The organism is Modestobacter sp. KNN46-3 (assembly GCF_011039295.1).
Window position 1 is genome coordinate 1 of record NZ_JAAKGN010000207.1, and the last position, 6,697, is coordinate 6,697.

The 6,697-nt window shown below is 71.4% G+C and carries 9 protein-coding genes; 1 reads left to right on the forward strand and 8 read right to left on the reverse strand.

Annotated features, from left to right (window positions below; translation table 11 throughout):
* Window positions 1–620, reverse strand: a 620-nt coding sequence (locus G5C62_RS24520) for a helix-turn-helix transcriptional regulator (protein WP_164703066.1), incomplete at its 3' end; no start/stop codon positions are given.
* Between the two features lie 2 nt (window positions 621–622).
* Window positions 623–1,024, reverse strand: a complete 402-nt coding sequence (locus G5C62_RS24525; RefSeq protein WP_164703067.1) for a nuclear transport factor 2 family protein — start codon at window positions 1,022–1,024, stop codon at window positions 623–625.
* 95 nt (window positions 1,025–1,119) lie between these two features.
* Between G5C62_RS24525 and G5C62_RS24530 the strand changes: the two genes are divergently transcribed.
* Window positions 1,120–1,500 (forward strand): aldo/keto reductase, encoded by a 381-nt coding sequence (locus tag G5C62_RS24530; RefSeq protein ID WP_241176114.1) that lies wholly within the window; start codon window positions 1,120–1,122, stop codon window positions 1,498–1,500.
* 77 nt (window positions 1,501–1,577) lie between these two features.
* Here the strand turns inward: G5C62_RS24530 and G5C62_RS24535 are convergent, their stop codons facing one another.
* From G5C62_RS24535 to G5C62_RS24560, 6 genes are all read right to left on the reverse strand, one after another.
* Window positions 1,578–2,612, reverse strand: a complete 1,035-nt coding sequence (locus G5C62_RS24535; protein ID WP_164703068.1) for an isopenicillin N synthase family oxygenase — start codon at window positions 2,610–2,612, stop codon at window positions 1,578–1,580.
* Window positions 2,609–3,700: an adenosine deaminase gene (gene add, locus G5C62_RS24540; protein ID WP_206330842.1), complete on the reverse strand. Its 1,092-nt coding sequence runs from the start codon at window positions 3,698–3,700 to the stop codon at window positions 2,609–2,611. The genes G5C62_RS24535 and add overlap by 4 nt, the downstream gene beginning before the upstream one ends.
* Window positions 3,697–4,527: an ABC transporter permease gene (locus G5C62_RS24545; protein WP_164703074.1), complete on the reverse strand. Its 831-nt coding sequence runs from the start codon at window positions 4,525–4,527 to the stop codon at window positions 3,697–3,699. The genes add and G5C62_RS24545 overlap by 4 nt, the downstream gene beginning before the upstream one ends.
* Before the next feature lie 5 nt (window positions 4,528–4,532).
* A complete protein-coding gene (locus tag G5C62_RS24550) occupies window positions 4,533–5,321 on the reverse strand; it encodes an ABC transporter permease (protein ID WP_164703069.1) in 789 nt (262 codons plus the stop codon).
* 2 nt (window positions 5,322–5,323) lie between these two features.
* Window positions 5,324–6,163, reverse strand: coding sequence for an ABC transporter ATP-binding protein (locus tag G5C62_RS24555; RefSeq protein WP_164703070.1), 840 nt, complete (start codon window positions 6,161–6,163; stop codon window positions 5,324–5,326).
* A gap of 29 nt (window positions 6,164–6,192) precedes the next feature.
* On the reverse strand, window positions 6,193–6,697 hold a 505-nt coding region (locus tag G5C62_RS24560; protein WP_164703071.1), incomplete at its 5' end, for an ABC transporter substrate-binding protein.

The following is a 6,697-nucleotide window of genomic DNA, read 5'->3' on the forward strand; positions in this document are numbered from 1 at the left end:
GCCGGGCTGCGCACGTAGAGGCGGCGCACGAGGGCGGCGACCTCGGGGTGGGGCGGCGAGAAGCCCGCGGCGAGGCGGATGCCGCTCACCGCGGCGTGCGCGGCGTCGTCCCAGTGCACGAAGTACGTCGGCGCGGTCGGATCGAGGAACATGTACTGCAGCACGTGACCGTCGTGGTTGGCGGGAGCGATCAGCCCGGTCGCGATGTCGTTGGCCGCAATCACCCGGAAGGCGGGGTTCACCACGTAGGCCGCGGCCTTGGGGAACGAGTTGATCAGCTGCCGCAGGTGCGGGCTCGCCTGCTCGTCGGTGACCCGGGTCGTCGGGGCGAGCCTCGCCAGGCGGAAGGCGTGGTCCCGGGCATCCGCGCCGAGTTGCAGCGCGCGGGCGACCGCCTCCATGAGCTGCGGGGAGGGAGAACGCTCGCGACCCTGCTCGAGGCGGGCGTAGTAGTCCGAGCTCACGCCGGCCAGCACGGCGACCTCCTCGCGCCGCAGGCCGACCACCCGCCGGCTGCCGATGCTGCGCAGGCCCGCTGACTCGGGGGTGAGCCGGGCGCGTTGGGCTCGGAGGAAGTCCCCGAGCTCGTTGGCTCTCCCGCAGGGCTGCGATCCGGGCATGGTCAGCTCCGTTCGGTGTTCACCATCACGAACCGCCTGCAGCGGCCGGATCCGTCGAAGGTCACGGTCCAGAGGTTGTCGAAGTCGCCGAGCTTCGCGTACCGCCCGATCCCCGTGATGACGACGTCCCACCCGTCGATCGCGGTGATGGACCACTCGAACTCCCACCCGCCACTCTGCCAGTCCCACCGGCTGCGCCAGCCCTCGACGATCGCGTCCCGCCCGATCCACTGGGTGTCGAAGGGCGATTCGTGGTACTCGGCGTCATCGGTGAAGAGGTCCTCGATGTCGGCGCGGGCGTTGCTCTTCCAGGCCGTCACGTAGTCCTCGACCCACCGCGTGATCGAGGCGGTCGTCGGGCCCGGGGTGTCCGGAGGGCCCACGTCTGCGGGGGCTGGCGTCATGGACCCGATGCTGCCCGCAGGTGGAGAGGCCAGACAGGGTGCACCGCTCCTAGGGAGGCGCGCCCTTCATCGGCGAGCTGGACGTCAGCAGTCTCGTGAGCAGAGCACGCTCCGCACTCGAGAACTGGACGGACATGAGCAACGACTCCTACCGCACGCTGGGCACCTCGGGGCTGCGTGTGAGCCCGCTGGCGCTCGGGACGATGACCTTCGACGACGGGACCTGGGGGGCGGCGCCCGAGCTGTCGCACCAGATCCTCGACCGCTACCTCGACGCCGGCGGGAACTTCCTCGACACGGCCAACCAGTACAACGGTGGCCTGCCGGAGGAGACCCGGCCACCACGTGGGTCTACGAGCGCAACCACCGCACCGCGCGGGTGTTCGACGACAGCCTGTGGTCTCTTGACGGCATCGCCCACCGGCGGCCGGAGGTCCACCTGTTGCGCGGGGCGCCGGCGCCACCACTGGCACTGACCCACCGGGTCCCGTTCATCCGTGCCGTCGAGGACCACGGGTCGCGGAGGGAGAGGGTCCGGCCCTCAGGCGCTGCCCTACGCTGCCAACACCCGGGCGGCTTCGCGTTCGGCCTCGGTGTTGGCCACACCCGCCCGGGAGCCGGCGAGCTTGGCACGGATGTGCTCCCCGACGGTGATCGGCGAGTACGGCGACCCGTCGCCCACGCAGGTCGGCAGAGTCTCGATGACGGCGTCGATGTTGCCGTCGTGGAAGAACGCCGCGCTGCGCCGCCGCTGGATGCTGCCGTGCACGATCGGCGGCTTGACCCGGTGCAGGGTCGACATCCAGCGCTCGTTCGTCCACCGCGCCATCAGGTCGCCCAAGTTGATCAGCAGCGCACCGTCGGCCGGCTGGACGTCGTGCCAGGCCCCGTCGCGCCCCAGCACCTGCAGCCCCGCGACCTGGTCGGCCCAGAGCACGGTGACGATGCCGTAGTCGGTGTGTTCCCCCATGCCGGTCAGATCGCCGTCGAGTTCCAGCGCGCCGGGCTCCAGGGCGTAGTCGTTCATCCTCAGCACGTCGAGGCTGTGGTCGGTGTAGCGCTCGAAGAAGCCGCCCGGCAGGCCGAGCGCGTCGGCGAACATCGTCGTCAGGGTCCGCGCCACCCGGGAGGCCTCGTCGGAGTACGCGGAGACGGCACCGCGGAACGACGAGGCCTCGGCCGGCCAGACGTTCTCCGGGTAGTCGGCCGCGGGCAGGTCGAGTCCCGGGAAGTCCGACACCGCAGCCCCGACGTTGAACGCCTCGAAGAAGTCGTGCATGCGGTTGGACGGCGCGAGCCCGAGGCTGAGGCTGAGCGACTCCGTCTTGGGAGGGGCGTAGCCCCGGTTGATCTCCGGCGGCGTCCGGTACTGCTTCTTGACCTCCAGCGGGAGGAGGAAGAACTCGTCGAGGGCGGCCGCGAACGCGTCGGTGACGGCGGTCGGGATGCCGTGACCGAGCACCTGGACGAAGCCCACGGTGCGGGCTGCCTCGTCGAAGGCCGCCGCCGTGGCTGCGCGCTCCTCCGGGGTGCCGGCGCCGACGTAGGAGGAGATGTCGACGGTCGGGACGTGGAACGCGGTGGTCATGCTCGGCCCTTCTGGACGGGTGGGGGTGCATCGGGGGTGGTGGACACGACGGCCTCGACCCGCGCGAGCAGGCCGGCCTTGTCCGTCTCGTCGAGCCAGCAGGCCTCGACGGCGTTGCGGGTGAACGCGGCGAGCTGATCGCGGCGGTAGCCGAGCGCGTGCGCGAGCACGCGGTAGTCGTGGGTCGGGTCGGTGCCGAACATCGGTGGGTCGTCGCTGTCGATGGTCACGCAGAGCCCGGCGTCGACCATCTCCGCGATCCGGCGGTGGCTGCCGTCCCCGCTGCCGGAGTAGCGACCGATGTCGGAGCTGACCGGAGTGCAGGTGAACGGCACCCTCTCCGCCACGCACCGCGCGGTGAGGACCGGGTCGTCCACCACGTGGTAGCCGTGGTCGACCCGGCTGCAGCCGAGCTGGTCGAGCAGGACCTCGACGTGCTGCGGCGGGCCGGACTCCGAGTGCGCCGTCCGCTGCAGGCCGTGCCGCGCCGCCAGCCGGTAGGCCTCGACGAAACGGCCCGGCGGTCCGTTGACCTCCGCGTAGTCGAGCCCGATGCCGAGCACCTCGTCGGCGCGGTGCTCCACCACCTGCTCGACCAGCTCGACGGCGGCGGCGCCGCTGCGCTCCCGGCAGAGGCCGACGAGGAAGGCGGCTCGGACACCGGTGTCGGCCTCCGCGTCCCTGGCCCCGGCGAGGACGCCCTCCAGGATCCGGCGGTACGGCACCCCTGGGTGGCCCGGCGGGCTCAGGTGCACCTCGCGGTAGAGCACCCCGTGCTCTGCGCCACTGGCGGTCAGGGACTCGTAGGTGACCCGGCGGAAGTCGTCGACGTCACGGATCAGCGAACCGACGACGTCCAGCACGCGGAGGAACTCACCGAGGTCGGCGTAGCTGTGGTGGTCGTACAGCTCCTCGGCGGACCGGCCGAGGGCGACGCCGTGCTTCCGGGCGAGGTCGATCACCGTCTGCGGGACCACGCTGCCGATGAGATGGCAGTGCAGGCTGATCTTCGGCAGGGCGGCGACCATCGCGTCGATGGCCGGGTCGGCCGGCACGGGCGTGGAGTGCACCCTGGTCGCGAGGCTCACCGCTGACCCACCGCGCGCCCGAACCGGCTGAGCACTGCCGTCTCCAGCAGTTGGGCGAGGAGGTAGAGCAGCAGCGCGGTCAGGGTGATGGCCACGACCAGCGCCCAGACGCGGGTGTTCTGCGAACGGTTGGCGGCGGACACGACGGCGTAACCGATGCCCTTCCCGGTCGCCAGCCACTCGGCGAGGAGCGCGCCGGTCAGGGCACCGGGCACGGCGATCCGCACGGAGGCGAAGAGCGCGGGCAGCGCGGACGGGAAACCCACCTTGAGCAGCACGGTCGACGGCGACCCGCCGTAGACGAGCACCAGGTCCCGCATCTGCGGGGTGACCGAGCGCAGCCCCGCCACGATGTTCACCAGGGCCGGGAAGAGGACGACGATCGCGCTCATGAGCGCGACGACGGCGTAGCCGCGGCCGACGAGCAGGATCAGGATGGGCGCCAGCGCGATGAGCGGGACGGTCTGCAGCACGACCGCGGCCGGCATCACCGCCCCCTCGAGCACCTTGTACCGGACGACGACCGCCGCCAGCACGATCGCGGTCAGCATGCCGGCGGCGAACCCGACGGCGGCGTCGATCAACGTCTGCTGCAACAGCGTCCAGATCTCCGCGCGCAGCTCCGCCGAGTCCGCGTCCCCGAAGAGACTGGTCCACACCTCCGCCGGGGTCTTGCCGACGTACGTCGAGACGTCCCAGACCCGCAGCGCAGCGATCCAGAGGAGCACCACCACACCCAGTACGAGCACGGTGGTGGCCACCTGGCGGAACACGGCGCGCAGCAGCGACCCGGTCCCGCCGGTGACCCGGTCGGTACCGGGCAGCATCGTGCTCACGACGCCGCTCCCTTCGACCACGGCGTGACCACCCGGCCGACCAGACCCAGGACGGCGTAGACCGTCCCGGCCATCAGCGCGCAGCCGATCCCCACCGCCCATGCCTGCTCGACGTCGACGTTCTGTTGGGCGATCTTGAGGATGAGCGCGACGCCGCGCTGCACTCCCCCGACGTACTCGCCGAGGATCGCGCCGAGGAACGCAGCCGGCGCGCCGATCCGCGTGGCGGCGAGGATCGAGGGCAGGGCCGAGATCAGCTGCACCTTCTGCAGCTGCCGGACCCGGCCGCCACCGAAGACCCGCACCACGTCGAGGCTGGCCCGATCGGCGGAGCGGAGCCCGAGCACGGTGCCGACGGCGGTGGTGAAGAAGACCGCCAGGGCGGCGAGGGCGGTGGCGGTGCCGGAGCGCTCGCCCTCGTCCGGGTTGCCGATGACGATGAACAGCACCGGTGCGATGGCGACCAGGGGCACGCAGTAGCTCATCACCGCCACCTGCATCAGGACCGGCTCGGCGACGGGGAACAGCAGCACCAGGGAGGCGACGACGAGGCCGGCCAGGGTGCCGTAGAGGAAGCCGACCGAGGCCTCCTGGAGCGTCATCCCGAAGTGCAGCGACCAGAAGCCCCAGCCGGCCTCGACCGCGGTGGTGAGCACGCCGTCCGGGGTCGGCACCCGGGCGCCGGACAGCACGGTGAGCGCGGCCAGCCACCACACGGCGACCAACGCGAGGATGCCGACCGCGCCCGTGCGCAGGGAGCGGATGGACTCACGCGAGAGGTGCACGCTCAGTCCTCACCCGGCACGGCGGACGCCCCGCCGAACAGCAGCTCCGAGGCCCGGTCGTGCAGCGCGTGGAACTCCGGTGTCCGCATCAGGTCGGGGGTCCGCGGTCGGGGCAGGTCGACCTGCAGGACCTCCTGCACCCGCCCGGGGCGCGCGCTCATCACGGCGACCTGGTCGGAGAGGAAGACCGCCTCCGAGATGCTGTGGGTGACCATCAGCGTGGTCGCCGGCTTCTCCGTCCAGATCCGCAGCAGCTCCACGTTGAGCCGCTGCCGTGTCATGTCGTCCAGCGCGCCGAACGGCTCGTCGAGCAGCAGGACCGACGGGGTGACGACCAGCGCACGGGCGATCGACACGCGCTGGCGCATGCCGCCCGACAGCTGGGCAGGCTTCGCCTTCTCGAAGCCCTCCAGGCCGACCAGCTCGATCAGCTCGGCCACCAGCGCGTCGTCCGGCTTCTGCCCCGAGACCTCGAAGGGCAGCCGGATGTTGGACAACACCGACCGCCACGGCAGCAGGGCGGAGTCCTGGAAGGCGATCCCCAGCTCGTTCCCGCGGCGGAGCTGCAGCGGCGTCCGGCCCTCCACGAGCGCCGAGCCGGACGTCGGCTCCTCCAACCCCGCGAGGATCCGCAGGATCGTGGACTTGCCGCAGCCGGACGGGCCGAGCAGCGACAGGAAGCTGCCCTTGTCCGTCCACAAGGTGGCGTCCTCCAGGGCGGCCACCGTCCGGCGACCGACCCGGAAGGTCTTGCTCAGGTGGTCGATCCGCACGCCGGTGCCGATCGAGGGAGCTGCTCCCCCGGTACCGGCGCTCGTCGACGCCTCTGCGACCTGGGCCATGTCGAACCTCTCCGTCGCGTCCGGCCGGGTCAGGAGGGCAGCTCGGTGAGCTCGGGCTTCTTCTCGAGCAGCTCCTCGAGCAGCGACAGGTCGAAGAGGTCGGCCGCCTCGAGGTCGATGCCGGCCGCCTCGAGGGTGGTCATGTTCTGCTCGATCAGCTCGTCGGAGATGGTGAACAGGCCGTTCGCCTCGACGTCGGGTGTGACGATCAGGCCGGCCTGCACCTCCGACTGCTCGAGCTCCTTCTCCATGTCCAGCTGCAGGTCGCTGCCGTACTCCTCGACCGCCATCCGCGCGCCCTCGGCGGGGTCGGCGAGTGCGTCCTGCCAGCCGCGGATCTCCGCCTCGAGGAACGCCATCACCTTCTCCGGCTCCTCCGCGATCATGCGGTCGGTGGTGATGACCGACTCGGCGACGAAGGGCAGCCCGTTGTCGGCGAAGGGCAGATTGGTCACCTCGATGCCCAGCGACTGGACGGTGATGGACTCGTTGGTCAGGTAGGCCAGGAAGCCGTCGACCTCGCCGTCGACGAGC

Bases quoted from the DNA above. Each gene is read 5' to 3' on its own strand.
- G5C62_RS24555 (WP_164703070.1), bottom strand. From the start codon at position 6,163: ATGGCCCAGGTCGCAGAGGCGTCGACGAGCGCCGGTACCGGGGGAGCA.
- G5C62_RS24545 (WP_164703074.1), bottom strand. From the start codon at position 4,527: ATGCTGCCCGGTACCGACCGGGTCACCGGCGGGACCGGGTCGCTGCTG.
- G5C62_RS24525 (WP_164703067.1), bottom strand. From the start codon at position 1,024: ATGACGCCAGCCCCCGCAGACGTGGGCCCTCCGGACACCCCGGGCCCG.
- G5C62_RS24535 (WP_164703068.1), bottom strand. From the start codon at position 2,612: ATGACCACCGCGTTCCACGTCCCGACCGTCGACATCTCCTCCTACGTC.